Origin of the sequence: Kribbella sp. NPDC049227, assembly GCF_043197265.1 — a bacterium.
Lineage (GTDB): Bacteria > Actinomycetota > Actinomycetes > Propionibacteriales > Kribbellaceae > Kribbella.
Genome location: NZ_JBICST010000010.1, coordinates 78,625 through 103,176, shown reverse-complemented (window position 1 = coordinate 103,176; position 24,552 = coordinate 78,625). Strand labels below are relative to the sequence as shown.

Genomic DNA, 24,552 nt, shown 5'->3' with positions numbered 1-24,552 from the left:
GATGTCGCCCGATTCAGGAGGTTGGCTCGGTTAGCGTGGTCTGCATGTTCGAAGGGACTGATTCGGCGGTTGTGGTTGTCGTTGCGGCGGCCGAAGGCGCTGTCAGCGCGCATCGCGCGAGGTTCGACCCCGCCTCGGTGTGGGGTGTCCCGGCGCATGTGACGGTGCTGTATCCGTTCGTTCCGCCGGCCGAGTTGGATGAGGACGTGCTCCGCAACCTCGGCGACGCTGTGCGCACGGTGCCGCGGTTCAGGGCGGAATGGAACACGACCGGTTGGTTCGACGAGGACGTCCTGTGGCTGGCGCCCGATCCTGCGGAGCCGTTCCGGGCGTTGACCAGGGCCGTGTTCCGGGCGTTTCCCGACTACCCGCCGTACGGCGGTGAGTTCCAGGACCTGATGCCCCACTTGACCGTGGCGAGAGACGGCACACCAACCGAGTTGAGAGCAGTAGAACGCCAGGTCCGCGAACACCTCCCGATCTCCATGCTGGTCACCGAGGTCCACCTCATGTGCGGCTCAGACGCACCCAACTCCTGGCGGACGATCCGCAGCGTGGAGCTGGGCGGCTCACCGCATGATGAGGTTGAGGAGATCCGTGCCTAGGTGGTTGAGGGTGGTTTCGTCCAGGCGGTAGGCGACGAAGCGGCCCTGGCGTTCGGCGGTGACCAGGCCGACTCGGGTGAGGGCTCGGAGGTGGCGCGTCACCTGCGTCGGGTGAAGGCCCCACAACGCCGCGATCTCGCCGGCCGTCCGCGGTTCGCTGGCCACGGCTCGGCAGACCTGGAGACGGTCGGGGGCGGCGAGGGCTTCCAGGCGACCGAGCATCTGTTGAGCGGTCGGTACGGCGGTCCCGGCGCCCACCGCCGGGTAGATGACAGTCAGCGGCTCCCCAGGGATCTCCCCCAGGAACAGGTGCGGCGCGATGTAGTTGCTAGGGACAAGCAACAGCGACCGCTCCGACAGATCGATCCGTTTGCTCTGCACCTTCTGCACCACCGCGCTGTCCGGATCGCGCACCGAGACAGACCCATCCAGCGACCGCAGCATCGCCAGTAAGCCGTCCCGCACCGCCAGATCCCGGTCCTGCCGACCACGCGCCGCCAGCGCGTCCCGCGACTCCTCCCACACCCCAGCGAACCACTCCGCCCAGCAGGCATCGAGCAGGTCGAGGAAACGACGTACCGGCTCCTCCGGATCGCTCAACAACGAATCAACCAGGGCAGCGACCGCACGACCCCGGCTGCGGGCCCAGTGGCGTACGGCGTCCGTGTCTGTGGTCCGACTGCTCAGCGGACGCCCCCGCAACGGCCGCACCAACTCAGCCGCGACCTCCTCCGGCGCCCGAGCCCGCAGCGCCGCCAGTTCGTCCTGCCACGACGGCATCCCGGTCCCGCTGCTCGTCGCGAAGAACCGCGCCCGGACAGCCCGCACGGTCCACGTCCACTGCGACAACTCAGACCGGAGTACGTCGGGCAGTCGTACGGCGGCCGCCCACTCGACGCGATCGTGGTGGGCGGGCTCGGCGAGCACGTGGAGGGCGCAGCCGAGCTCGATCAGGGGTGAGGCGACGTGGCGGATCCGCTCAGGGTCGAGACGGCTCAGGCCGGCGAGAACGGTGGGCACCTAGTACCTCACCCAGGAACGGCGCACTAATCCTTCAGCTTGAACTGCAGTTCGGTGTCCCAGTCGGCCATGTCCGGGACCTCGCGCGGGTCGGACTTGTAGACCTCGAGCCGCGCGGTCCACCTGTCGCCGTCGGCGTCCCACTCGAGGCCCTTGTCGTCCGCCCAGGCCAGCAGGTCGCGGGTGGCGTCGACGAGACCGTCCGGGTGGCCGTGGTACGTCGTACTGGCGTAGCGCCCGGCCGGGAGTACGCCGGTGACGATCTCGCCCTCACCGCTGTGCAGATCGTCGACCGGGAACCCGATCTCCAGGACCAGGCCGGCTTCCATGTCGACCACGTCGTACTTGAAGAACGGTGCGTCGTTCGGCGCGATCTCCCGGGCGGCGAGCCAGTCGATCACCTCGCGCATCCGGTCCGCGAACGCACTGATCTCGTTCATGGCAACCTTGCCGCGCAGCGCGACGTACGGCCGCTCCCCCAACTCCACGATGTCCGGCATTCGACAGTCCTCCCGGCTCGGCAACGCGATGACAGACTCAACCTAACGCCTGCTGGATCGCAGCGGTGCCGGAGGCCCTTGCGTACGCCGACCCCGTGGCCGTCTACTGAGACTGGGGGGTGCCGCCAATGAAGCGGATCGGATTCAAGGTGGCCGCCGCGGCGGTTGCCGTACTGCTACTGGGCCCGTCGGTGCCGGCCGTGGCCGAGCCCACCACGCCGCTCACCTATGGAGCCGGTACGACGGCCACCCGGTTCACCGGACTCGCGTTCGACACCTGTACGGCGCCGACCGTCGCGCAGATGACTGCCTGGAAGGCATCGCCGTACAAGGCGATCGGGATCTACGTCGGCGGGGTGAACCGGAGCTGTGCACAGCCGCAGCTCACCCAGAGCTGGGTCGGCAGTGTGACCCGCATGGGCTGGCGCCTCATCCCGATCTACCTCGGCTACCAGGCTCCCTGCACGTTCCGCCCGAACGCGGTGAAGATCACTGCGGCGTCCGCGGCAGCCCAGGGAGCACTCCAGGCAGGTGACGCGGTCACCAAGGCCAGAGCGATCGGGCTCCTGGCGGGCAGTGCGATCTACGCCGACATGGAGCACTACAACACAGCCGACGCGACCTGCCGGGCCACAGTGCTGCAGTACCTGTCGTCGTGGACGAAGGAACTGCACCGCCGCGGCTTCCTCTCCGGCGTCTACGCACACCAGGACTCCGGTGCTCGTCACCTGGCCGAGGTCTACAACTCGACCGCGTACGCCCGGCCGGACGCCGTCTGGATCGCCCGCTGGGACCTCAGCTCGTCGCTGACGAACTGGCCGCGGATCTCCAACCGCTACTGGCTCATCGGGCAGCGCGCCAAGCAGTACCGGGGCGATCACACCGAGACGTACGGCGGTGTCACCCTCAACATCGACAACGACAGATTCGACGCACCCGTCGCCTCGGTCTGGTACTCCTACACGGTCCGAACGACCATCTACGCCTACAGCGGCCCGGGGACCTCCTATCCGGTGCGGGGGACGATCGCCCAGAACGCGGGCGTGCGGATCGTCTGCCAGACGTTCGGCCCGAAGATCGGCGTCACCACGGTCTGGGACAAGCTGATCGACGGGACTTACATCACCGACTACTACGCCAGGACACCGACCAAGCCCGGCTACAGCGCACCGATCCCTGGCTGCGGCAACCCGTTCCAGACGACCGTCGACAATCTGAGCCGCCGGCACGGCCCGGGAACGTCGTACGCCACGTACCCAGGCCTGCTGCCGATCGGGTCACTGGCGTGGATCACTTGCCAGCGCCCTGGTTCCAAGGTCGGTACGACGTCGGTGTGGAACCGGCTCAGCGACGGCTCCTACGTCACCGACTACTACGTCGCCACGACGAGCAACACCACCTACTCGGCACCACTGCGGCGGTGCTGACTCACTGAGCCCACGGCGGCTGGATCGTCGTACCGTCGGCCATGGTGCCGGTGAAGCCGGCGGTGATGGCGACGTGGAGCTCGGCGATGTCCTCACCTAGGTTGGTCAGCGAGATCGGCTCGCCGGCCGGTACGACGACCGCGTCGCCGGCCGCGAGCTTCTCACCGTCCGGGGTGACCTGGACGGTGCCGCTGAGCACCATGAACACCTCGTCGCGGTCGATGGTGTGCGGCGCATCGCCGCGGACACCGGGATCGACCGTCAGCTTCCACGTGCACAGACCGGCCGACCCGCGGCTCGGCGCGGCCAGTCCGGTGAACTCGACCCCGGGTAACCGGAACCGCGGCGCCTCGGCAGCGCGAATGACCTGCATCGCTTCCCCCAATCACAGATAGTCAAGCCAACTTGACCAAGTCGGCTTGACTATCATGGCGGTCATGACGCGTTCGGGCAAGCCTGATTTCGGGATCCTGCTGGTGCTGGCGGACCAGGAGTTCGTCGGCGCACTGCGGGCGGCGACGGCGGAGCAGGGGTTCGACGACCAAGGCCGGTCGGACGGTTTCGTACTGCGCACGCTCGGTGCCGGACCGACGACGATCAGCGGGCTGGCGGCGCGGCTGGAGATCACCAAGCAGGGCGCGAGCCAGATCGTCGACGACATGGAGCGCCGCGGTTACCTCGAACGCCGCGCGGACCCGTCCGACGCACGGGCCCGCCTGCTGCACCTCACCGACCGGGGCGAGGCCGCACTGCAGGCGGCCCGGAAGTTCCACCAGGCCTACGAACGCAAGCTCCGCCGCAGGTTCGGCGACGAAGCGATCGACACAGTGCGCGGCGTACTGACCGAGATGGCCGGAGAGGCCCAGGTCAGTACGCCGCACTTCCGGGCATTGATGTTCTAGATCAGCAGCCTGAGGCGGTGAGCCTGACCCGCCAGACGGGGTTCCAGTCGACGTTCCTGCCGGTTCCGGCCGCGACGCAGCCGAGCTGGCGACCGTTCACGTTGTCCCACTTGGCGCCGGCGCCGCCGGTCTGGTTGTTGAGGAACGGGCCGACGTTCAGCCAGTTGCTCACCGAGTAGCCGTCGTAGTGCACGAACTTGAAGACGTAGAAACCGTTGCTGTACGGCACGAAGGCGCAGGCATAACCCGACTTGCAGATCGTGCTCCCACCCGGCGCGAGGAACACGTGCTCCACGGCCGGCGACGTCGACGGCACCGCAGCGATCGCGTTCGGCGACGGCGCCTCGTTGCCGGTGACACCTACCCGGACGGATCCATCGGCCAACGGTGTCTGCGTCACCCTCGTGCCCGCCGGAGCCGCGTCGACGGCCTGTGCAGCCGGCGCGGTCGCCGCAACAGTGCAGACGGCGGCGAGTACGCCGGCAGCCGCGAGCAACTTGCGCGTTCCGATCATCGTGACTTCCTCCCCAGAGAATGTGCCCACCGCCTGGCACGGCGGGTCACATCCCTGACGCTAGGAGTCGTCTGTTCACACCGGCAACGCTATTCGGCCTCGGCCGAAACGCCGCAACTCAGGGGAAGTAGGTCGGAAAGAGGTCGTTGGTCGGCCAGGTCTTCACACCGTTGGCAGCGGTCCACAGCGCCGCGTCGATGTCGCCGTACGACTTGCCGCTGGGGTCGTCACGGCGGTTGAACAAGGCGGCCCAGCTCATCCCGTTGTAGGTGCGGACCACGATGCTGAAGGTGCCGGGCATGCTGCCGGTGTGCCAGGTGTTGCGGCCGGTGCCGCCGCTCGTGGTCGGACGGATCTGCCAGCCGAGGCCGTAGTACCAGCCGTCGGGCTGGATGCCGATCTCGGGCTTGGCCCAGACGCTGTTCAGCGACGCGGTGTTCAGCACGCTCGACGACGCGTCGAACATCTTCGCGAACCGGACCAGATCCGGAGCGCTCGCGATCCAGCCGCCGTTCGAGTCCTGGATCCGCATGCTGAACGATCCGTACGGCGCGGCAACGATCTTGCCGGTGTTGTCGAGCACCGTCGGCCCCGTGTACTGCGACTCGTACGGCACCTCGCCGGTGTGCTTGGCGACGCTCCAGCCCTGCGCCATCCGGGTGATCTTCAACGGAGCGAGCAGCTTCTGCTTCACATACGTCTCGTAGCTCAGCCCGCTGACCTTCTCGATCACGCGGCCGGCCAGCACGTAGCCGAAGTTCGAGTAGGCGTACTTGCTGCCCGGCGCGAAGTCGAGCTTCTGCCCGGCCATGTACTTGATCTCGTCGGCGTGCTGGAGCTCCATCGGGACGCCCAGGGCCTTGGCGATGATGGCGTCCTTGAAGTTCGGGTCGCCGGAGACGTCGCGGTCGAACCCGCCGAGATGCTGCAGCAGCCGCTTGATCGTGACCGCGGACCAGCGGGTGTCCTTGGTCTGACCGGTCGGCGGCGTGATCGCGATGATGTTGCCGACCGGCGTGGTCAGGCTCAGCTTGCCGTCCTGCACGAGCTTCATGATCGCGGCCGCCGTGAACATCTTCGACACGCTCGCGACGCGGAACAGCGAGGTCGGCTGGACCGTCAGCGCAGTCGACGTACTGTAGCCGCGGGCAAGCACCAGCCGGCCCTTGTACGTCACCGCAAGCTGCCCGCCGGTCACACCGCGGGCCTGCATGAAGGCCTTCATCTGGTTGTCGAAGCCGGCCAACGCCGACACAGCGGTGCCGGTGGTCTTCCAGGTCGCGGCGGCATCGGCCGAACGGCTCAGGGCCGTCCCGGCTCCGGTGCCGACGGCGGCGACCGTCCCGGTTGCGAGCGCAAGCTTGCCGAGGTTCCGGCGCGTCAGCTCCACGAACGTGTTCTCCTTCGGGTGTTCAAGGCAGGGGTGTAGTGCCCGTGAAGTCTTTCACCGCAAAGGTTCGTTCTAGGGCTCGTCGACCATCGAGGCGTACGAGATCACACCACGACGGATCTGGTCGACGACGGCCCGCGCCGTACTGCGCAGCGGAGTCGGGCCGGCCGCGTCCGCGACCTGCTCGGTCAGGTCGATCAGTTGCTTCACCCAACGAACGAAGTCGCCCGCGGCCAGGTCGGACTCGTACAGCACCTCGGCCAGCGACGCACCGGACGCCCACCGGAACGCCGGCCAGCAGAACCCGAGATCCATCGACCGGAGGAAGTCGACCCGCATGTCCCGCTCCAGCGCCGACAGGTCCCGCCAGATCGACCCCATCCGCTCCAGCGCCAGTCGTACGTCGCCGCGCGGCAACCGGGGCGACGTCGGCTCGTCCTTCGACCGCGCCTCGTAGACGAGTGCGGCCAGACACGCGGCCAGCTCCGGGACGGTCAGGTCGTCGAACACTCCTTGCCGAAGGCACTCGGCGGCGACCAGGTCGAGCTCGGTGTAGATCCGGGCCAGTCGATCGCCGGCCTCGGTGGTCTTGTCACCGTCCAGATAGTGCAGCGCGTCCAGCACCTGGCAGACCCGGTCGAACTGACGGGCGATGGTGTTCGTCCGCTGCTCGATCTTGCGCTGCACCTCGCGGTTCTCCCGGTCGAGCCGGTAGTACCGCTCGGCCCAGCGGGCGTGGTCCTCCCGGTCCGAGCATCCGTGGCACGGATGCGCGCGCAACTGCGCCCGCATCTCCTGCAACTCCGGATCGTCGGCGTGACTGACGACGTCCCTGCCGCGGGCGCGCGACGGCGGCCCGTCCTCACCGAGCATGTCGGAGCGGGTGCGCAGTACCTGCGCCAGCTCGCGCCGCTGCTGCGGGTTGCGCGGGTTGAACTTCTTCGGGATCCGCAGGCTGCCGATCGCCTCGACCGGGGTCGGGAAGTCGATCATCGACAGCTTGCGGACCTGCCGGTCCAGCGTCAGCACGGTCGGCCGCGGGCCTTCGCGCTCGGACCGCATGCCCGGGTCGAGCACCAGCGCCCAGCCCGCACTCCGGCCGGCCGGGATCCGGATGATGTCGCCGATCCGCAGCTTCTCGATCGACTCCTGCGCCTCGACCCGGCGGTCCAGCTTGCGCCGCTTGGATCCGGAGGCCTCGCGCTCACCGATCCTGCGGCGCAGGTCGGCGTACTCGAGGAAGTCGCCGAGGTGGCAGTCGATGGACTCCTTGTATCCCTCCAGCGCCTCGGTGTTGCGCTGCACCTGGCGGGCCAGACCGACGACGGCCTGGTCGGACTGGAACTGCGCGAACGACAGCTCGAGCATGTCGCGCGCCCGCATCCGCCCGACCTGGCGGACCAGGTTCACCGCCATGTTGTACGACGGCGAGAACGACGAGCGGAGCGGATACGTACGGGTCGACGCCAGACCGGCGACCGCGCGCGGATCGAACCCGGGCTGCCACAGCACGACCGCATGTCCCTCGACGTCGATGCCGCGGCGACCCGCCCGGCCGGTGAGCTGCGTGTACTCCCCCGGCGTGATGTCGACGTGCGCCTCGCCGTTCCACTTCGACAGCTTCTCGAGGACGACGGTGCGCGCCGGCATGTTGATGCCCAGGGCAAGCGTCTCGGTGGCGAACACGACCTTGATCAGGCCGCGCGCGAACAGCTCCTCGACGACCTCCTTGAACGCCGCCAGCATGCCCGCGTGGTGCGCCGCGATGCCGCGGCTGAGCGCCTCGGAGAAGTCGTGGTACCCGAGCACGCCGAGGTCCTCGTCCGGCAGGTCCGCCGTCCGCTCGGCCAGCACCCGCTTGATCTCGTCGCGCTCACTCGGCTTGGTCAGCCGCAGGCCGGACCGCAGGCACTGCAGCATCGCGTCCTCGCAGCCCTTGCGGGAGAAGATGAAGTAGATCGCCGGCAGCAAGGCGCCAGCGTCCAGCTCCTCGACCACATCGGACCGGTACGGCGTGAAGTGCGTCCGGGTCGGCCGGCTCTTCGGGAGATCGCGGCGCCGGCGGGGCTTGCGCGAGTCATCGCGAAAGATCCGGTTGTCATCGCGCGCGATCCGGACCAGCTGCGGGTTGACCAGGTCCTTGATGTCGACCTGGTTGGCTTTCGCAGGGTTGCCGGACTTCGCGGGCTTGGGCGCACCCACGCGCGCGGTCGGCGCCTCGCCGGCGAACAGGTCGTGCAGCCGCTTGCCCACCATCACGTGCTGGAACAGCGGCACCGGCCGCTTCTCCTCCAGGACGACGACCGTGTTGCCGCGGACGGTCTCCAGCCAGTCGCCGAACTCCTCCGCGTTGCTCACGGTCGCGGACAGCGACACCACCGAGACCGAGTCGGGCAGGTGGATCAGCACCTCTTCCCAGACCGCGCCACGAGCCCGGTCGGCCAGGTAGTGCACTTCGTCCATCACGACGTACGAGAGTCCGAGCAGGGTGGTCGACGCGGCGTACAGCATGTTGCGCAGGACCTCGGTCGTCATCACGACGATCGGCGCCTCGGAGTTGATCGAGTTGTCGCCGGTGAGCAGGCCGACCTTGTCGGAGCCGTAGCGGCTGACCAGGTCGGCGTACTTCTGGTTGCTCAGCGCCTTGATCGGCGTCGTGTAGAAGCACTTCTGCCCGCGCTGCAGGGCCAGATGTACGGCGAACTCGCCGACCAGCGTCTTCCCGGAGCCGGTGGGGGCGGCGACCAGCACCTGGTGACCGTCCTCGAGCGCGGCACACGCCCGGAGCTGGAACTCGTCCAACTCGAAGTCGTAGAGCGCCCGGAACTCCTTCACGGCGGGATGCTCCTGGTCCGAGCGGAAGACAGCATATTTCTCGGACGGGGTGCTCATACCCCCAGGCTATGCGACGCCGCCCCCAGACCCACGGTTAGGCGTCTCGGAGACGGTTCTTGATGAACGCGGCGGCGCGCTCGAGGGCCTCGTCGGCCTCCGGGAGCATGGAGGCGAAGTACTGGAACACGTGTGGGGCCCCGGCGACAATGTCGAGGCTCACGTCGACCTCCTGCTCGGCGGCCCGGGCGACGAGGCGCAGCGCGTCGTCGAGCAGGACCTCGGCCGAGCCGACCTGGACCAGGAGCGGCGGCAGGCCGGTCAGGTCCGCGAAGAGCGGGCTGGCCAGCTCGTCGGCCGGGTCCCTGTCGCCCAGCAGCCAGTGGGCGAACTGCGCCATGTGAGCCTGCGAGAAGAGCGGGTCGTAGTCACCACGGGTCCTCATGCTCGCGCCGCTCAGCGTCACATCGACCCACGGCGAGAAGACGACGGCACCGGCAGGCTGCGGCAGCCCGGCCCGACGGGCCCCGAGCAACGTGGCGATCACCAACCCACCGCCTGCCGAATCCCCTGCGATCACGACGGTCCGGCCACTCTCGACCAGTTCGCGGTACGCCGCCAGTGCGTCGTCCACCGCAGCCGGGAACGGATGCTCCGGGGCCAGCCGGTAGTCCAGCGACACTGCTGGCACACCGGTGCGACGCGACAACGGCGCGGCCAGGTTGGCGCCGGTACGCGCCGAGCCGATGACGTAACCGCCACCGTGCAGATACAGGATCACGGCGTCGGCCTCAGCGCCCTCGACCCGGACGTCCAGGGCCGGCACACCACCCAGCGTTCGCTCCGCCAGGGTGACGTCGTCCCCGAGTGGGAGCGAGGCGAATTGTGCGTCGAAGTCGGCGCGCACCTGCGCGGCAGTCCGCGCGAGGTCGCCCTTCGTCATCATCTTGCGGGCCTGCTCACGGTCTTCACGACTCATCGTCAGTCTCCATCGGTGATAGATTCCAAGGAATACAGTTCCTGATAACTACATTCCAAGGAACCTAATTCCCTGGAAGCATGGATGTTCCTGTGACCGATCTCACATCATTGTTCACGGACCTGGTTCGGCTGGAGACGCGGCTCTACAACGTGCTCGATGCCCGACTGAAGGCCGAGCACGGGCTGCCGCTCGGCCAGTTCGAGTTCCTGCGCTTCCTCGCGTCCCAGGGCACCGCCCGGGTCTACGACCTGGCGCAGTGGGCCGCGATCACGGTCGGAGCCACCAGCAAGGCCGTCGACCGCCTCGAGGCCGCGGGCCGCTGCCGGCGGATCGCGAACCCCGGCGACCGCCGTTCCTCCCTGATCGAGCTCACCCCCGCCGGCACCGAGATCCTGACCGCGGCGACACCCACCGTCGACGCCGAGCTGATGACCTGGGTCGGCTCGGTCCTCCCGGCCGAGAACCTCGAGCAGCTCGCCACCATGCTCTCGATGCTCCGCCAGCGCGCGGAGGCCGACCCGCGGACCGACCGCGCCGAACCCAAGGCGATCCCCGGGACCTAGGCGGCGCCTCGCGCCGGCAGCATCGTTGCCGGGAGCAACGTCACGGCCGTGAAGACGAGCACCCACCAGAACGTGTCCGCGAACGCCGCGGCGGGATCGCCGGCGTGGTGGCCGAGACGCGACTGCAGGATCGCAGTCACCACGGCGGCCCCGGCCGAAGCACCGAGGGTCGTCACCGTGGTGATCAGACTCGTCGCGCCGGGGATGGCCGCGGGATCCAGACCGTGGTAGGCCGCGACCGACACCGGCACGGTGGCCGCCGCGATCCCCATCCCCCAGACCAGCAAGGCGATCGCGAGAACGACGAACGAACTCGTGTCCGTCACCTGCGTGAACGCGACCGTCGCCACGACAGTGATCCCGACTCCGGCGAGAGCGACGGGCCGGGCGCCGATTCGGTCGGTCAACCTGCCGACGTACGGCAGGGCGAGCATCGTGCCCAGACTCTGCGGGGCGAGCAGCAGCCCCGCCTCCAGCGCACTGTGACCACGAACCTGCTGGAGGTAGAGCGGCATCAGGAGCATCGCGCCGAACACCGAGAAGCGGGACAAGAAGTTCAGCACTGTCGCCACGGTCACCGGACGGTGTCGGAATAGCCGCAGCTCGAGCAACGGCATCGTCGATCGCAGCGCATGCACCACGAACGCCGCGAGCAGCAGCAGACCACCGATCGCCGACGGCCAGGTCGCCGTACCGCTCAGGGACAGGACGAGGAGCGCGATCGCCGGTGAGACGAGCGCCAGCCCGACCAGGTCCAGCCCGGCCGAGCGACGTACGGCGTCGGCCGGAACGGTCCTCCAGGCGAGTGCGATCGCGGTCAGCCCGATCGGCAGGTTGATCAGGAAGATCCACTGCCAGCCGATCGTGTCCACCACCAGGCCACCGAGCAGTGGACCGGCGATCGGCGCGAGCTGGGCGGGGATCGCGACCAGGCTCATCACCCGGCCGCGACGGTCGGGACCGGCGGCCTTGGCGAGGATCATCATGGTGAGCGGGACGATCATGCCGCCGCCGAGCCCCTGCAGGACGCGGAAAGCGATCAGACTGCCCGCCGACCAGGCCGTGGCACACAGCGCCGATCCGGCACAGAAGACCGCCAGCGCCGTCAGCCACACCGCCCGGGCACCGAATCGCTCCACCAGCCGGCCGGTCGTCGGAATCGTGATCGCGATCGACAGCAGGTACGCCGCACTGACCCATTGGACGGTGACCACGGACGCGCCGAAACCGGCCGCGATCCGGGACAGCGCCACGGTCACCATCGTCATGTCGAGCAGCGGGGTGAGGGCTCCGACCATCACCACGCCGCCGAGTTTCAGAATCGATCGATCCAGGGCAACATCGGTCATCCCTCGCACACTACACCGTGCAGTGTAGTAGCGCTACACTGCACGGTGTAGTCGATCGGGAGGAGAACCCCGCGGTGGTCAGGGAAGGATCGCCGGCCAAACGGGCCGCGATCGTGCGCGCGGCATTGAAGGTCTTCCTCGCCGAGGGTTACGCCCGCGCCGGCGTCGACGCCATCGCCGCCGAGGCCGGTGTCTCCAAGCGCACGATCTACGACTACTACGGCGACAAGGAGCGGCTGTTCCTGGCCGCGATCGCGGAGACGCGCGCGGGCCACGAGAAGGGCTTCGAGGCACTGCTGCAGGAGACCATCGACGACGCCACAGACCTCGAGGACGCGCTCTTCCGCTTCGGGCGCGTGTTCGCGACCGAGGTGGCGAAGTCGGCCGAGCGGACCGAGATCCTGCGGCTGATGATCGCCGAGGCGGCCCACTTCCCCCGCTTGCTCGCGGACCGGCCGACCAGGACCGCCCTGGCCGACCGGCTCGAGGCACTGCACCGTCGCGGCCTGCTCGACGTACCGGACCCGGTCGAGGCGGCCGAGTTCCTCGGCGTGCTCGTCACCGGACCCGTCCAGAACCGGACCTGGTACGGCGCGGTCCCCGTCGATCAGGACGAGATCGATCACCTGGTCCGCAGCGGCGTACGGATCTTCCTGGCCGCCTACGGCAGATAGCACGGTGGACGGCCGGGCGGTCCCTAGCCGATGTGGTACGGGTCGCCGTACACCTTCCAGTCGAGTGGGGTGTTCAGGTCGAGGTTCCCGTTGCGGAGCCAGACCCGCTGGGCGGTGTCGACGCGGCTGGTGTCGCTGTGCGCCTCCTCCTGCTTCATCGCCCAGACGCGGGCGTCGAGGAACGCGTTCAGGTACGTCGTCTCGTTGCCACCCTGCGCCGGCGGCTTGGCCTTCTGCAGCGCGCGGTTGCGGATGCCGCCGAAGCTGGTGCCGCCGTTGCCGGGACCGTGCATGACGATCGCGTCGTAGTAGCAGAACTGGCCGAGGGTGCGCAGTCCGTCGGACTTGCCGCGCGACACCGACGGATTGAAGTAGACCCGGTCGCGTTCGTCGTTCTGGCACTGCTGGAACGCGGTGTCCTTGGCCGCCGTCTTCCAGTCCCTGGTGTAGTTCGGGTCCAGGCCGTCGTGCGAGTCGCTGCCGTCCACGTCACGCAGGGCGGGCAGGTACTTCTGCAGCACGTTGCCCGGCTTGCGGTCGGCGTACAGCTCGACGAGCTCGAGCATGTCGCCGGTGCCCGAGCAGAACCCGATGATGCCCGCGGTGTAGCCACGGCCGTCGTCGATGTCCTCGATGTACTTGTACTGCGCCTTCCAGTCCAGCGAGGAGTTCTCCGCGCTGCAGACGATCTGCATCGCGATCTCCTTCTTCGCCGGATCGTCGAGGCCGGTCGCCTGGACCGCGGCGTCGGCGGGCGAGGCGTAGCGGGAGACGAGGGCGGTCGCCGGGGCGGCCGCGAGGGTCAGTCCGAGCAGCAGCGCGGTCCTGCGCGTGGGGCGGGTCTGCATGGTTCCTCCGAGGGGCGTCCGAGGATTACTGTTAGGAAGCTTTCCTATCAGACCACAGGCAGAGATGAGAACACTTCACTCCGTGAAGATTGTGTCTCAGGCGAAAACGGTCAGTGCACCGGGGGCGATCCCGATGTCGACCGGGAGCGGGCCGAGCACCTCGCCGTCGGCGTACGCCGTGATCCCGGGCGACTCGATCCGGACCGAGCGGCCGCGCGCCGTCCGCAGCATCGGGTGGCCGACGTGGGTGCCCTTGGACAGCTTCGGGAACATCTGCAGCAGGGTGAACCGCGACACCGGCTGGATGATCGTCACGTCGAGCAGGCCGTCGTCGATCTCCGCGCCGGCACAGATCTGCAGTCCCCCGCCGTACGTCGGCCCGGTGCCGACCGCGACCAGCATCGCCTTGGTCTCGATCACCTCGCCGTCGACGGTGACGACGTACTCGAGGGGTTTGAACGTACGCAGTTCGGCCAGGGTCGCGACGGTGTAGCGAGAGTTGCCCTTCGGCCAACTCATCGCGTTGGCGCGCTTGTTCACCAGCGAATCGAAGCCGCCGGCCACGACCGTGGTGATGTACTCGTCCTTCGCCACCGCGAGGTCGATCGCGCGGGTCCTGCCGGCCACGATCAGGTCGGCCGCCGCGGCCGGATCCTTCAGCGGTACGCCGATCCCGCGGGCGAAGTCGTTGCCGGTGCCGGCCGGGATCACGCCAAACGGCATCCCGGACTTCGCCAGCACCTGGGCGCCGAGATGGACGGTGCCGTCGCCACCGATCAGCGCGACCGCGTCCGCACCGGACGCGACCACCTCGGCCGAGATCCGGCCGACGTCCTCCGCGCAGGTGGTGGCGTGCACGTCGACGGTGATCCCCGCCGCCGCGAGTCGTTCGCGGACCACCGGTGCCACGCGGGCACCGAGGCCGCGGCCGGAGGTCGGATTGACCACCAGCGCGATCCGTCTGGTCATCAGTCGGCCAGCAGTTCCTCGGCCCTGCGCGCCTTGCGCTTGTCGAGGATCCGTGTGATCACCTCGGCAATGAAGAACAGCAGACACATGGGGACGGCCAGCAGGCACATCGTGAACGGATCACCCGACGGTGTGGCCACCGCGGCGAACACGAAGATCACCAGCACGATGTACGGCCGGAACCGGCGCAGTGCGGACGACGGCACCACGCCGAGCATGTTCAGCAGCACGACCACGAGTGGGATCAGGAAGGCGACGCCGAACACCAGCATCGTGCGCATCACGAAATCGAGGTAGTCGGGCAGCTCGACGAGGTTCTGGATGTCGAGCGGGGTGAAGCCCAGCAGGATCTCGATGCCCTTTGGCAGCGTCCAGTACGCGACCCAGATGCCGGCCGCGAACAGCGGCGCGGCGATTGCGGCGAACAGGTAGGCCCACTTGCGTTCGTTGCGGTGCAGGCCGGGCGCGATGAACGCCCACAACTGGTAGAGCCAGATCGGCGAAGCCAGGAGGAGACCGAACAGCGCCGAGATCTTGATCCGGAAGGTCAGCGGGTTGCCGACGCCGGGAAAGGTCAGCTGGGGAAGCTTCGTGCTGCCGGCCTCCTTGGCCAGCTGGGTCACGCTGGTCAGGAACGGCTTGGTCAGGAACTCGAAGGCCTGGTTGTAGAAGATCCAGCCGACGATGGTCCCGATCACGATCGCGAGCACGCTGATGAGCAGGCGGTTGCGCAGCTCGATGATGTGCTCGCGCAGGGTCATCCGACCCTCGTCGTCCTTCGGGCGGCGCTCCTTCTTCTCCTTACGCCGCCCGAACTTCACCATTGACACAGCTGGGGCGCTCGGCTCAGTTGGCCGTGTGCGTCGGCGGCAAGCCGTCGCCCGGCGCCTGGCCGTTAACCTGGTTCGGCTGCTGGGCCGGCTGGGCCTGCGGAGCCGCCTGCTGCGTCGGAGCCTGGGCGGGCTCGTTGCTGCCCTCGGTCAGCTCCGAGTCCTTCTTCTTCGGGCCGACCTCCTCTTCCCAGATCTTCTTCGACTTGCCGAGCTGCTTGACCAGCGCCGGCAGTTTGGCCGATCCGAACAGCAGCACGACGATCGCGAGGATGACGAGCCACTCCGCGCCCTGCGGCATACCGATGAGCGGTGCTGCCATGTCGATCTCCCTTTCACACACACTTGCCTGGTGGCTCAACGCTGAGTCGTGGGCCGATACTACGCCGGGGCGTGCTCGCCCCGATGGGTCTGTCCGGACCCGGCCGTGGACTGCGCTGCCTCCAGCTTGGACTGGGCGGCGACCAACTCACGTGTCAGCGCCTTGGCCTGGCCCCATACCTTCTTCGCAAGCAGAGCGAGGACGGATAGCCACACCGCCACGACTGCGAGAAAGAGCAGGAACCAGTACATACCCAGGAGCCTAGCCGGTTCCCGGGCATCGCCCACGCCCCGCGTGGCGTCTCGGCGGACAACGGTGTCGGAACGTGATGGTAAAACCGAGTGTCTCCAGCGGGACATGCCCGGCCCGGCGAGTGGGCAGGCTGCGCGGGGACGAGGCTGCGGTACGGCGAGATGAGAGGGCGGTTGATGTTGCGGATCGGGGTCGAGGAGCGGCGGACCCGGCTGGGCCGGCGGCACCGGCTGCTGCCTTCCTGCCACGCGGCGGATCCGGTGGAAGCGGCGGCCGCGATGGTCGCCTTGCACGCCACCGATCCGGCCACCGTGCACCTGTCCGTGGCCGCGCGCGTGCCAGGGAGTGACGTACTCGGCACGGAGCGTGCGCTGTACGACGACCGCACGCTGATCCGGATGCTCGGTATGCGCCGGACCGTGTTCGTCGTACCGACGCCGTTCGCGCCGATCGTCCAGGCGGCGTGCACGGACGACATCGCGGTCAAGCAGCGGAAGCTGCTGGTCAAGCACCTGACCGAGTCCGGGATCGGGCCCGACGCGGCCGCGTCCGGGAAGTGGCTGCGGGCGGTCGAAGAGTCAGCCGCGACCGCGCTGACGCTGCGCGGATCGGCGACGGCGCAGGAGCTGTCCGCCGACGAGCCGCGGCTGCGGACCCGGCTCAACCTGGCGGTCGGCAAGGTGTACGCCGCTCAGCCGTATGTGACGAGCCGCGTGTTGTTCCAGCTGTCGGCCGAGGGGCGGATCGTGCGCGGACGGCCGCTGGGGACGTGGCTGAGCGGTCAGCACCACTGGTCGCCGGCGGAGGACTGGCTGCCTGGCGGACTCGGCGACAAGCCCGCGGCCGAGGAGGCCCGGGTGACGCTGGCGCGGGCGTGGCTGTCGACGTTCGGCCCGGGTACGGCGGCGGACCTGCAGTGGTGGAGTGGGTGGACGGCCGGCCAGACGAAGAAGGCGCTGACCGCGGTCGAGGCGGTCGCGGTGGATCTGGACGGCCAGGTCGGGTACGTGCTGCCGGGCGACGAGGCGCCTGAGGTGCCGGTGGAGCCGTGGGTCGCGTTCCTGCCCACGCTGGACCCGACGCCGATGGGCTGGAAGGACCGCGACTGGTACCTCGGCGAGCACAAGGCGAAGCTGTTCGACAACACCGGCAACATCGGCCCGACCATCTGGGCGGACGGCCGCATCGTCGGCGGCTGGGGGCAGCCCGAGTCCGGCGAGGTCCGCTTCCAGCTCCTCGAGGACGTCGGCCGCGAAACCACCCAACTGATCGAGGCCGAAGCCGCCCGCTGGACCACCTGGCTGTCCGGCGTCCGCGTCACCCCACGGTTCCGCGCTCCGTTGGAGAAACAGCTGAGCCAGAGCTAGTCGTCGTACGCCGCGAGGGCTTCTCGGGCTGTGGCGGCTATCTGGGTGGTGAGGTCGGGTGGGTCGAGGACTGTGGCGGCGCCGCCCAGGCGGAGGACGAGGCGCTGGAGCCAGCCGGTGTCGGCGACGCGGAGCTTGACGATCAGGGAGTTGCCGGGGCCCTCTTCGACGGACTCGTTCGGGTAGTACTCGGCGACCCAGCGGGCCGGCGGGTCCAGCTTGACCGTCGCCAGCAGATCGCACTCGGACGGCTGGAACATCCCGTTGGACAGGTCACGGGGCGTCGCCTCGGGCGGCGGTTCGCTCGGCAGGTCCAGCAGCTTCACAGCCGCGATCCGGTCGAGGCGGAACAGCCGCACATCCTCGGCCAGCCGGCACCACGCCTCGAGGTAGGTACGACCCTCCGAGACGACCAGGCGCATCGGGTCCACGTCCCGCTCGGTGGTCTCGTCCCGCGACGGTACGTCGTACGTGAGGTGCAGGCGGCGCTTCCCGGCCAGGGCGCGGTTCACGGTGTCGGCGATCCCCGGGTCGGCCGGCTCGACGTGCACGTGAGCGGCCGCGCCCTCGCTCGCCGCCGCGGCCTCTCCTGCCGCGCGCTCCAGCTTGCCGATCGCGCGGTCGACCGCGTCCCGGTCGTTCCCGGCCGTCACCTCGCGCAACGTCCGCAGCGCGGTCAGCAGCGCCAACGCCTCGTCCGCGGCCAGCCGCAGCGGGCGCGCCAGGTAGTCGGCGTTGTTGATGTGGATGACGCCGTCGCCCTCGGCGGCCTCGATGTCGATCTCGATCAGATCGCCCATCTGCGCGCCGGGCAGACCGCAGAACCACAGCACCTTCAGGTCCGCGATGATCTGCTTCGGCCGTACGCCGAACTCCTTCGCGACATCGTCGACGCGGGCTCCGTCGTTCTCCCGCAGATAAGGCACCAGCGCCAGCAACCGCTGCACCTGATCACGCGCATTGCTCATACGCGTCCTCGCTTCGCTGCGGGCGCGCATGAGCAGAGCTCGCTGTGCTTGATGATGAACTCGCTTCGCTCCTTCATCCGGCCACCGTCCGCAGCCTCCACAAGACGCCGTCCAGCACGTCTCCAGGGCCTTCGACGACCGCGTCCGGGCCGTACGACGCGATCTCCTCGGCGAGCACGCCGGAGTCGGCGTACGGGACGTGCAGCAGGTCCCAGCCGTCCTCGTACGGCTCGATGGCGTTGGCGCGACGGCGCAGGCTGACACAGGATCCGGTGCGGGCGCGGACCTTCGCCTCCGACGTCGGACGCGGCGGACCCAGCTCGGACACCAGTGAACGCAGGTCGGTGCCCTCGGGCACGGTGAACGCGCCCGGCTCGCCGACCGTCTTCACATCCCCGCCGATCCGGGACAGCCGGAACATCCGGGTCGCCTGGCGGTCGCGATCCCGGCCGACGACGTACCAGCGGCCGTGCCAGGAGACGATCCCCCACGGCTCCAGGGTCCGGGTGGTCGGCTCCGAGGCGCCGCTGCGGAGGTGCTGGAAGCGCACCACGGTCCGGCTGACGACCGCCGACCACAATGGGTCGAAGGCCGGCTCTGACGCGCCGACATGCGGCTCGATCGCGCTCAGCGCGGACTGGTCGGTCTGGATCCCGGCGGCCTTCAGCTTCAGCACCGCGGAGGTCGTCGCCTCGGCCAGGCTGGCGTGCTGCCAGACGCGGGCGGCAACGCCGAGTACGGCGGCCTCGTCCGGCTCCAGGTGGACCTCGGGCAGTTCGAACACGTCCCGGCGGATCCGGTAGCCGACCTCGTCGGAGAAGAACTTGTCGATCGTGCCCATCTCGATCGGGATGCCGAGGTCGCGCAGTTCGTCCTTGTCTCGCTCGAACATCTTCTCGAAGGCGTCGTCGGTCTGGCCCGCGTACCCCTCGACGACCTCGCGGATGCGTTCCTTGGTCACGTAGGTGCGCGCGACCAGCAGGCAGATGACCACATTGAGCAGTCGCTCACTCTTGCGCGCCGACACCCGACCACCTTACGGCCTGAGAGCGTCAAATCCCGCCCTCCCGCACCGAAATCTTCGAACACCGGTTCGACCCGCTAATCTCCCCTTGTGATTCGGTGGCGGGACGGACAGGTCGTGCGGATCGGACGGGCCTGGGCAGGTGCGATCGAACTGACGGTAGCCGTGGGCGAACAGACAGTGCGCGCCCTGGCCTATCCAGAGCTGGTCGGTACGCCGGAGGCCGGGGACCGGGTGCTGCTCAACGTCGGGGCGCTCGACAAGGGCCTCGGGACGGGCGGCTACGCGCTGGTGGTCGCCGTACCGGACCGGCTGCCGGCCGACCCTCCGGAGCACGGTCACCTGGTGAAGGCCCGGTACACGCCGCTGCAGACCATGGTGCTCGGCGCGGACGAGCAGGACTCACCGGACCACGACGTACTGCGTGACGCCGACGACCTCTTCGGTACGCCGGTCGTGGTGGCGGACCTGCATTCGGCGCTGCCCGCCGTACTGGCCGGGGTGTACGAGGCACGGCCGACCACACGGGTCGTGTACGTGATGACGGACGGTGGGGCGCTGCCCATGGCGTTCTCACGCACTGTGGCGTCGCTGCGGGACAGCGGGTGGCTGGGTGGGACTGTCACGGTCGGACAGGCGTACGGCGGCGATCGGGAGGCCGTCACGGTCCACACCGGTCTGCTGACCGCCGTACATGTGCTGGCGGCGGAGCTCGTCGTACTGACGCAGGGGCCGGGCAACCTCGGGACCGGGACCCGCTGGGGGTTCTCCGGTGTGCAGTCCGGTGAGGCGGTCAACGCGATCGGGACGCTGCACGGGCGTGCGGTGGCGTCGCTGCGGATCTCTGAGGCGGACCCGCGGCCGCGGCACCGGGGGATCTCACACCACAGCCTGACGGCGTACGGCCGCGTCGCCCTGCAGCCGGCGGACGTCGTCGTACCCGATCTTCCTGGTGACTTCGGGGACGCCGTACGGGACGCGGCCGAGCCGCTGAAGGCCCGGCACCGGGTCGTGCGGGTCGGACTGGACGGCCTGTACGACGCTCTGCGCGCCGCACCGGTGAAGTTGTCGACGATGGGACGGGACCTCGACGGCGACCGCGCGTACTTCGAGGCAGCGGCGGCGGCTGGGCGTCACGCGGCGGGTCTGGTAGACGTGCCACCACCTGGAGTGGGGTCTCAGTACTCCTGATCCGGGCGGCTGCGGCGGTCACGCTGGAGCCATGGCAATCATCGCTGCTCCTGAAGCCCCGCTGACCGCTCGGTGGGCCACTCTGATGTGGCTGCTCGCGGTCGGTGCCGGGGTTGCGGAGTCGGTGGTCGGAGTCGCCGGGGCGATCGCGGATGGTGTGTCACCGTCGGCCCTGGTGATGCAGATCGCCGTCCGCAGCCTCATCTACGGCGCACTGTTCGTCGTCATCGACCGATTCTTCCGTCACGGTGTCCCCTGGTCCCGCTACCTCCTGGCCGGTCTCCTGGGCACGGTCGGTATCGCGTCTCTCGTCTATGGACCGGTGACCTGGCTGGTCGACGGCGGAGACTTCACGACGCTGCGGTGGTCTGTGGAGTTCGTGGCCTCAGTTGTGGTGCGCAGTGTGCACATCACCGCGGTGGTGACTGCGCTGGCGCTGACCTTCCACCCCGACACCACCCGCTGGTTCCGCCGCTGAACGCACCAAGGGCCGGTCCCCCACCTGGGGAGACCGGCCCTTGAGGTGAACGACTACTGGCCTTGCTGCTTCGGAGCCGGGAACGCGTTCAGCACGTCGATCACCGCGAAGGCGGCGATGGACTTGCCGGAGGCGTCCTTCGACGGGGGCAGCTCGATCAGGACCCGGCTGCCGACCGGCATACCGGCCAGGCCGTCGACCGGACCGGCCTGACCGTTCGGGCCGGGGCCGACCTGGAGCTGGTCGGTCGGGGCCGGCGGCTGCGCCGGCGAGGTCTGGGTGGCGGGCTGGCCGTCCCAGGTGCTGGCCTGCTTCTTGCCGGCGTAGTCGAAGACGACGTACCGGGTGATCAGCTGGCTGCCCTTCTCGATCGGCTTGCCCTTGCCGAGCGCGATCACGACCGGCTTGCCCGGCTTCGCCGGCGCCTTGAAGCCGGCCGGGACGGTCGCCTTCGGCTCCGCGTTCAGTCCGCCGGTGATCTTGATCTTGGTCGCCGCCGAGGTGGCCGGCGTCGCGTCCAGCGGGGTGTCGTTCCCGGCCGCGCTGACCAGGTCGACGACGAAGATCAGCGTGTCGTCGCCCTTGATCCCGGCCTGCTCGTTGCCCTGCTCCTTGTAGCCCTTGTCGGACGGGATGGACAGCATCACCCGGCTGCCGATCTTCTTGCCGACCAGGCCCTCGTCCCAGCCGCCGATGACGCCGCCGACCCCGATCGGGAACGACGACGGCGCACCGCGGTCATAGGAGTTGTCGAACACCTTGCCGTCGCGCCAGATCTGGCCGAGGTAGTTCGCGGTGAGCAGCTCGCCCTTCTTCACCTCGGGGCCGTCGCCCTCCTTGAGGACCTCGGTCACCAGGCTCTTCTCCGGGTCACCGTCGCGATGGGTGACGGTCGGCTTCTGGCCGAAGTCGGAGGTCACCTTGATCCCGCCCGCCCCGAAGTCGGGCTTATCCGAGCCGCAGGCCACCAGGGAGGACCCCAGCACTGCCACGACGACCAGACTCAACAACTTGCGCACGAAACCAGCACCTCGAAACATCCCGGCGCGGTCCGCGCCGCTCGACACAGGGGGCAACAACGCGGCCCACCCTAGCCTGCGCCACCAACCCCACCACCGCCCGGCCGCGTCACCGTTCGGTCACGCCACGCACAGTCACTCGGCCCAGCGAGGTAGGCAGGCGACAACTACATGCTGGCGATGAGTTTCTCGACGCGCTCGTCGTGGGACTTGAACGGGTCCTTGCAGAGCACGGTGCGCTGGGCCTGGTCGTTGAGCTTCAGGTGCACCCAGTCGACAGTGAAGTCCCGGCGGCGCTCCTGCGCGCGCTTGATGAACTCGCCACGCAGCCGCGCTCGCGTGGTCTGCGGCGGCACCGACTTCGCCTCGAAGACGCGCAGGTCGTCGACGACCCGGGTGACCGCGCCCTTGCGCTCGAGCAGGTAGTACAGCCCGCGCGGCCGGTGGATGTCGTGGTACGCCAGGTCGAGCTGGGCGACCCGCGGGCTGGCCAGGCCGAGGTTGTTCTGCTGGCGGTAACGCTCGATCAGGCGGTACTTGATCACCCAGTCGATCTCGCGCTCGATCCCGCTCAGGTCGCCGGACTCGATCGCCTTCAGCGTCCGCTCCCACAGCGACAGCGCCCGCTCGACGGCCGGCGTCCCGAGCTCGCGGCGGTCGACGAAGTCGCGCGCCTTGGTCAGGTACTCCGTCTGGATGTCGAGGGCACTGGCCTCGCGGCCGTTCGCCAGCCGGACCTCGCGGCGGCCGGTCATGTCGTGGCTGATCTCGCGGATCGCGCGGATCGGGTTGTCCAGGGTGAGGTCGCGCATCACGATGCCGGCCTCGATCATCCGCAGCACCAGGTCGGTGCTCGCGACCTTCAGCAGCATCGTGGTCTCGGACATGTTCGAGTCGCCGACGATCACGTGCAGCCGGCGGAACCGCTCGGCGTCCGCGTGCGGCTCGTCGCGGGTGTTGATGATCGGCCGGGACCGGGTGGTCGCGCTGGAGACGCCCTCCCAGATGTGCTCGGCCCGCTGCGACACCGAGTAGACCGCGCCGCGCGGCGTCTGCAGCACCTTGCCGGCACCGCAGATCAGCTGCCGGGTGACCAGGAACGGGATCAATACGTCGGCGAGCTTGGCGAAGTCGCCGTGCCGGCTGACCAGGTAGTTCTCGTGGCAGCCGTAGCTGTTGCCGGCCGAGTCGGTGTTGTTCTTGAACAGGTAGACGTCGCCGAAGATGCCCTCGTCGTGCAGCCGCTTCTGTGCGTCCACGAGCAGACCCTCGAGGATCCGCTCACCGGCCTTGTCGTGCGCGATCAGGTCGGTGACCGAGTCGCACTCGCCGGTCGCGTACTCCGGGTGGGAGCCCACGTCGAGATAGAGGCGTGCCCCGTTGCGGAGGAACACGTTGCTGCTCCGCCCCCAGGACACGACGCGCCGAAACAGGTACCGCGCCACCTCGTCGGGGGTCAGTCGGCGCTGACCGCGAAAGGTGCAGGTGACGCCGTACTCGTTCTCCAGACCGAAGATTCGCCGGTTCACACACCCACAGTACGGTGCCGCTCCGACAACCGGGCCATGTCTCAGGCGCGCCGTTTCCCGGCGTTACCCCTTTGATGTCAACCAGCGCGGCCGAACGGACGTACGCACCTGACTTTCCGCAAGCGACCGACGTCGGGGCAGGTAGGACAGTTGAACAATTTCCTGGGCTGCTGACCGGCGTTGAGGGGCGCCGACCGACGGAACCGAGACTGCCGCTGCCCACTGGCTTGGGCAGCGGCAGTCTGTTGTGTCTGAGCTCGTGGCTAGCATCCGGTGGGTGACGGACGTGCGGGCGTACGTCGAGTCCGGCGTACAGATAGCGATGGACGACGGGACAGCCGCTTGGGTCTTCGAGCCCGAGCGGTGGGGGCGCTGCGGGCAGGGTGCCGACGAAGCTGCGGCGCTCCGCGATCTTGGTGCGGAGCTCGGAGCCGACCTGCGGTGTGTGGTGGTCGAGCGGGTGGTGGGCGACGAGCAGGCGTTCGAGCGGGATCTTGTTCCTGCGGCGAGTGCCGAACGGGCCGCGACGTTGAAGATTCTCGAGGAGAGCCGACGGGAGACGGTTGCCCTGATCTCGTCCTGCTCCCCCGCGATGCTCGACTTCGATGATGCTGATCGGGTGCTGCCGTCGTTCGCCGGATGGCGGACGGTGCGGCAACTCGCTTGGCACATTGTCGACACCGAGAGCCGGTACTACCTCCCGTCGCTCGGTCTGCCCTACCGGGAGCCGTTGGAGAACTTGGCTGACGAGTTGGAGAAGTCAGCTGAGCATGTCCGCCGTACCGTCGCCTCGATGCCGGCGGACCTGGTACGGCGGGTCGACGGCGAGGTGTGGACGACAGTGAAGGTCCTCCGCCGCCTCGCCTGGCACGAGCGGTCGGAACTACGCACGCTCCGCCGGCTCATCGCGCTCGCTCTGCGCTAGACAGCGCGATCTTCGGAAACAAAGGTGCACCCAGCGACGAACAGTTTCCGGTGATCGGTGCGGGCGCTCTGG

The 24,552-nt window shown here is 68.8% G+C and carries 26 protein-coding genes; 9 read left to right on the top strand and 17 right to left on the bottom strand.

Going from position 1 to position 24,552, the window contains the following annotated elements; all coding sequences use genetic code 11:
• Positions 1 to 44: 44 nt before the first annotated feature.
• Positions 45 to 605, top strand: a complete 561-nt coding sequence (locus ACGFH6_RS39880) for a 2'-5' RNA ligase family protein (protein ID WP_393395402.1) — start codon at positions 45 to 47, stop codon at positions 603 to 605.
• On the opposite strand, the gene ACGFH6_RS39875 is transcribed toward ACGFH6_RS39880, so the two are convergent.
• The gene (locus ACGFH6_RS39875) at positions 570 to 1,625 is read right to left on the bottom strand and encodes a DUF5937 family protein (protein WP_393395399.1); all 1,056 of its coding nucleotides are present in this window, start codon (positions 1,623 to 1,625) and stop codon (positions 570 to 572) included. The two genes, ACGFH6_RS39880 and ACGFH6_RS39875, sit on opposite strands and share 36 nt — an antisense overlap.
• A gap of 26 nt (positions 1,626 to 1,651) precedes the next feature.
• Positions 1,652 to 2,125, bottom strand: a complete 474-nt coding sequence (locus ACGFH6_RS39870) for a GyrI-like domain-containing protein (protein WP_360446470.1) — start codon at positions 2,123 to 2,125, stop codon at positions 1,652 to 1,654.
• 128 nt (positions 2,126 to 2,253) lie between these two features.
• On the opposite strand from ACGFH6_RS39870, the gene ACGFH6_RS39865 reads away from it, so the two are divergent.
• On the top strand, positions 2,254 to 3,552 hold the full coding sequence (locus tag ACGFH6_RS39865; RefSeq protein WP_393395395.1) for a glycoside hydrolase domain-containing protein: 1,299 nt from the start codon (positions 2,254 to 2,256) through the stop codon (positions 3,550 to 3,552).
• Between the two features lies 1 nt (position 3,553).
• On the opposite strand, the gene ACGFH6_RS39860 is transcribed toward ACGFH6_RS39865, so the two are convergent.
• Entirely contained in the window at positions 3,554 to 3,925 is a 372-nt protein-coding gene (locus ACGFH6_RS39860; RefSeq protein WP_393395393.1) for a cupin domain-containing protein, read from the bottom strand.
• 64 nt (positions 3,926 to 3,989) lie between these two features.
• Between ACGFH6_RS39860 and ACGFH6_RS39855 the strand changes: the two genes are divergently transcribed.
• Positions 3,990 to 4,454 (top strand): MarR family transcriptional regulator, encoded by a 465-nt coding sequence (locus tag ACGFH6_RS39855; protein ID WP_360446461.1) that lies wholly within the window; start codon positions 3,990 to 3,992, stop codon positions 4,452 to 4,454.
• A 1-nt stretch (position 4,455) separates the two neighbouring features.
• Here the strand turns inward: ACGFH6_RS39855 and ACGFH6_RS39850 are convergent, their stop codons facing one another.
• The 4 genes from ACGFH6_RS39850 to ACGFH6_RS39835 all read right to left on the bottom strand — a co-directional run bounded on the left by ACGFH6_RS39850 (position 4,456) and on the right by ACGFH6_RS39835 (position 10,169).
• A complete protein-coding gene (locus ACGFH6_RS39850; protein ID WP_393395389.1) occupies positions 4,456 to 4,968 on the bottom strand; it encodes a hypothetical protein in 513 nt (170 codons plus the stop codon).
• A 118-nt stretch (positions 4,969 to 5,086) separates the two neighbouring features.
• A complete protein-coding gene (locus ACGFH6_RS39845; RefSeq protein ID WP_393395386.1) occupies positions 5,087 to 6,358 on the bottom strand; it encodes a serine hydrolase domain-containing protein in 1,272 nt (423 codons plus the stop codon).
• Positions 6,359 to 6,430: 72 nt separating this feature from the next.
• Positions 6,431 to 9,250, bottom strand: coding sequence for a DEAD/DEAH box helicase (locus ACGFH6_RS39840; RefSeq protein ID WP_393395384.1), 2,820 nt, complete (start codon positions 9,248 to 9,250; stop codon positions 6,431 to 6,433).
• A 37-nt stretch (positions 9,251 to 9,287) separates the two neighbouring features.
• Positions 9,288 to 10,169, bottom strand: a complete 882-nt coding sequence (locus tag ACGFH6_RS39835; protein ID WP_393395382.1) for an alpha/beta hydrolase — start codon at positions 10,167 to 10,169, stop codon at positions 9,288 to 9,290.
• Positions 10,170 to 10,249: 80 nt separating this feature from the next.
• Here ACGFH6_RS39835 and ACGFH6_RS39830 point away from each other — a divergent pair, with 80 nt between their 5' ends.
• Positions 10,250 to 10,735 (top strand): MarR family winged helix-turn-helix transcriptional regulator, encoded by a 486-nt coding sequence (locus ACGFH6_RS39830; protein WP_393395379.1) that lies wholly within the window; start codon positions 10,250 to 10,252, stop codon positions 10,733 to 10,735.
• On the opposite strand, the gene ACGFH6_RS39825 is transcribed toward ACGFH6_RS39830, so the two are convergent.
• Positions 10,732 to 12,084, bottom strand: coding sequence for a DHA2 family efflux MFS transporter permease subunit (locus tag ACGFH6_RS39825; protein ID WP_393395376.1), 1,353 nt, complete (start codon positions 12,082 to 12,084; stop codon positions 10,732 to 10,734). The genes ACGFH6_RS39830 and ACGFH6_RS39825 overlap by 4 nt on opposite strands.
• A 74-nt stretch (positions 12,085 to 12,158) precedes the next feature.
• Between ACGFH6_RS39825 and ACGFH6_RS39820 the strand changes: the two genes are divergently transcribed.
• Entirely contained in the window at positions 12,159 to 12,758 is a 600-nt protein-coding gene (locus ACGFH6_RS39820) for a TetR/AcrR family transcriptional regulator (protein ID WP_393395373.1), read from the top strand.
• Positions 12,759 to 12,781: 23 nt separating this feature from the next.
• Here the strand turns inward: ACGFH6_RS39820 and ACGFH6_RS39815 are convergent, their stop codons facing one another.
• The 5 genes from ACGFH6_RS39815 to ACGFH6_RS39795 all read right to left on the bottom strand — a co-directional run bounded on the left by ACGFH6_RS39815 (position 12,782) and on the right by ACGFH6_RS39795 (position 15,978).
• On the bottom strand, positions 12,782 to 13,606 hold the full coding sequence (locus ACGFH6_RS39815; RefSeq protein ID WP_131356264.1) for a chitosanase: 825 nt from the start codon (positions 13,604 to 13,606) through the stop codon (positions 12,782 to 12,784).
• Positions 13,607 to 13,702: 96 nt separating this feature from the next.
• A complete protein-coding gene (locus tag ACGFH6_RS39810) occupies positions 13,703 to 14,575 on the bottom strand; it encodes a diacylglycerol/lipid kinase family protein (RefSeq protein WP_393395369.1) in 873 nt (290 codons plus the stop codon).
• The gene (gene tatC, locus ACGFH6_RS39805; protein WP_393395366.1) at positions 14,575 to 15,399 is read right to left on the bottom strand and encodes a twin-arginine translocase subunit TatC; all 825 of its coding nucleotides are present in this window, start codon (positions 15,397 to 15,399) and stop codon (positions 14,575 to 14,577) included. The genes ACGFH6_RS39810 and tatC overlap by 1 nt, the downstream gene beginning before the upstream one ends.
• 22 nt (positions 15,400 to 15,421) lie before the next feature.
• Entirely contained in the window at positions 15,422 to 15,727 is a 306-nt protein-coding gene (locus ACGFH6_RS39800; protein WP_393395362.1) for a twin-arginine translocase TatA/TatE family subunit, read from the bottom strand.
• 59 nt (positions 15,728 to 15,786) lie between these two features.
• The gene (locus tag ACGFH6_RS39795) at positions 15,787 to 15,978 is read right to left on the bottom strand and encodes a hypothetical protein (protein ID WP_393395360.1); all 192 of its coding nucleotides are present in this window, start codon (positions 15,976 to 15,978) and stop codon (positions 15,787 to 15,789) included.
• Between the two features lie 162 nt (positions 15,979 to 16,140).
• On the opposite strand from ACGFH6_RS39795, the gene ACGFH6_RS39790 reads away from it, so the two are divergent.
• On the top strand, positions 16,141 to 17,346 hold the full coding sequence (locus ACGFH6_RS39790) for a winged helix DNA-binding domain-containing protein (protein ID WP_393395357.1): 1,206 nt from the start codon (positions 16,141 to 16,143) through the stop codon (positions 17,344 to 17,346).
• Here ACGFH6_RS39790 and ACGFH6_RS39785 read toward each other — a convergent pair.
• Both ACGFH6_RS39785 and ACGFH6_RS39780 read right to left on the bottom strand, forming a co-directional pair.
• Positions 17,343 to 18,314 carry a helix-turn-helix transcriptional regulator gene (locus ACGFH6_RS39785; RefSeq protein WP_393395354.1) on the bottom strand — a complete coding sequence of 324 codons (972 nt, stop codon included), beginning with the start codon at positions 18,312 to 18,314 and terminating at the stop codon, positions 17,343 to 17,345. The genes ACGFH6_RS39790 and ACGFH6_RS39785 overlap by 4 nt on opposite strands.
• A gap of 73 nt (positions 18,315 to 18,387) precedes the next feature.
• Positions 18,388 to 19,341, bottom strand: a complete 954-nt coding sequence (locus tag ACGFH6_RS39780; RefSeq protein WP_393395351.1) for a helix-turn-helix transcriptional regulator — start codon at positions 19,339 to 19,341, stop codon at positions 18,388 to 18,390.
• An 87-nt stretch (positions 19,342 to 19,428) separates the two neighbouring features.
• On the opposite strand from ACGFH6_RS39780, the gene ACGFH6_RS39775 reads away from it, so the two are divergent.
• Both ACGFH6_RS39775 and ACGFH6_RS39770 read left to right on the top strand, forming a co-directional pair.
• Positions 19,429 to 20,529, top strand: a complete 1,101-nt coding sequence (locus tag ACGFH6_RS39775; RefSeq protein ID WP_393395348.1) for a DUF3866 family protein — start codon at positions 19,429 to 19,431, stop codon at positions 20,527 to 20,529.
• Between the two features lie 31 nt (positions 20,530 to 20,560).
• Complete coding sequence (locus ACGFH6_RS39770; RefSeq protein ID WP_393395345.1) at positions 20,561 to 21,007, top strand: hypothetical protein; 447 nt, start codon at positions 20,561 to 20,563, stop codon at positions 21,005 to 21,007.
• Positions 21,008 to 21,060: 53 nt separating this feature from the next.
• Here ACGFH6_RS39770 and ACGFH6_RS39765 read toward each other — a convergent pair whose 3' ends face one another.
• The gene (locus tag ACGFH6_RS39765; protein ID WP_393395342.1) at positions 21,061 to 22,026 is read right to left on the bottom strand and encodes an FKBP-type peptidyl-prolyl cis-trans isomerase; all 966 of its coding nucleotides are present in this window, start codon (positions 22,024 to 22,026) and stop codon (positions 21,061 to 21,063) included.
• 167 nt (positions 22,027 to 22,193) lie between these two features.
• Positions 22,194 to 23,555 (bottom strand): Pup--protein ligase, encoded by a 1,362-nt coding sequence (gene pafA, locus ACGFH6_RS39760; protein ID WP_360446427.1) that lies wholly within the window; start codon positions 23,553 to 23,555, stop codon positions 22,194 to 22,196.
• Between the two features lie 277 nt (positions 23,556 to 23,832).
• On the opposite strand from pafA, the gene ACGFH6_RS39755 reads away from it, so the two are divergent.
• Positions 23,833 to 24,480 (top strand): DinB family protein, encoded by a 648-nt coding sequence (locus ACGFH6_RS39755; protein ID WP_393395338.1) that lies wholly within the window; start codon positions 23,833 to 23,835, stop codon positions 24,478 to 24,480.
• The last annotated feature ends 72 nt before the right edge of the window (positions 24,481 to 24,552 follow it).

What these genes read in the sequence shown, in the direction of transcription:
- ACGFH6_RS39880 (WP_393395402.1), top strand. Translation starts at nt 45, where the DNA reads ATGTTCGAAGGGACTGATTCGGCGGTTGTGGTTGTCGTTGCGGCGGCC.
- ACGFH6_RS39870 (WP_360446470.1), bottom strand. Translation starts at nt 2,125, where the DNA reads ATGCCGGACATCGTGGAGTTGGGGGAGCGGCCGTACGTCGCGCTGCGC.
- ACGFH6_RS39865 (WP_393395395.1), top strand. Translation starts at nt 2,254, where the DNA reads ATGAAGCGGATCGGATTCAAGGTGGCCGCCGCGGCGGTTGCCGTACTG.
- ACGFH6_RS39860 (WP_393395393.1), bottom strand. Translation starts at nt 3,925, where the DNA reads ATGCAGGTCATTCGCGCTGCCGAGGCGCCGCGGTTCCGGTTACCCGGG.
- ACGFH6_RS39855 (WP_360446461.1), top strand. Translation starts at nt 3,990, where the DNA reads ATGACGCGTTCGGGCAAGCCTGATTTCGGGATCCTGCTGGTGCTGGCG.
- ACGFH6_RS39850 (WP_393395389.1), bottom strand. Translation starts at nt 4,968, where the DNA reads ATGATCGGAACGCGCAAGTTGCTCGCGGCTGCCGGCGTACTCGCCGCC.
- ACGFH6_RS39840 (WP_393395384.1), bottom strand. Translation starts at nt 9,250, where the DNA reads ATGAGCACCCCGTCCGAGAAATATGCTGTCTTCCGCTCGGACCAGGAG.
- ACGFH6_RS39835 (WP_393395382.1), bottom strand. Translation starts at nt 10,169, where the DNA reads ATGAGTCGTGAAGACCGTGAGCAGGCCCGCAAGATGATGACGAAGGGC.
- ACGFH6_RS39830 (WP_393395379.1), top strand. Translation starts at nt 10,250, where the DNA reads ATGGATGTTCCTGTGACCGATCTCACATCATTGTTCACGGACCTGGTT.
- ACGFH6_RS39825 (WP_393395376.1), bottom strand. Translation starts at nt 12,084, where the DNA reads ATGACCGATGTTGCCCTGGATCGATCGATTCTGAAACTCGGCGGCGTG.
- ACGFH6_RS39815 (WP_131356264.1), bottom strand. Translation starts at nt 13,606, where the DNA reads ATGCAGACCCGCCCCACGCGCAGGACCGCGCTGCTGCTCGGACTGACC.
- ACGFH6_RS39810 (WP_393395369.1), bottom strand. Translation starts at nt 14,575, where the DNA reads ATGACCAGACGGATCGCGCTGGTGGTCAATCCGACCTCCGGCCGCGGC.
- tatC (WP_393395366.1), bottom strand. Translation starts at nt 15,399, where the DNA reads ATGGTGAAGTTCGGGCGGCGTAAGGAGAAGAAGGAGCGCCGCCCGAAG.
- ACGFH6_RS39800 (WP_393395362.1), bottom strand. Translation starts at nt 15,727, where the DNA reads ATGGCAGCACCGCTCATCGGTATGCCGCAGGGCGCGGAGTGGCTCGTC.
- ACGFH6_RS39795 (WP_393395360.1), bottom strand. Translation starts at nt 15,978, where the DNA reads ATGTACTGGTTCCTGCTCTTTCTCGCAGTCGTGGCGGTGTGGCTATCC.
- ACGFH6_RS39790 (WP_393395357.1), top strand. Translation starts at nt 16,141, where the DNA reads ATGAGAGGGCGGTTGATGTTGCGGATCGGGGTCGAGGAGCGGCGGACC.
- ACGFH6_RS39785 (WP_393395354.1), bottom strand. Translation starts at nt 18,314, where the DNA reads ATGAGCAATGCGCGTGATCAGGTGCAGCGGTTGCTGGCGCTGGTGCCT.
- ACGFH6_RS39770 (WP_393395345.1), top strand. Translation starts at nt 20,561, where the DNA reads ATGGCAATCATCGCTGCTCCTGAAGCCCCGCTGACCGCTCGGTGGGCC.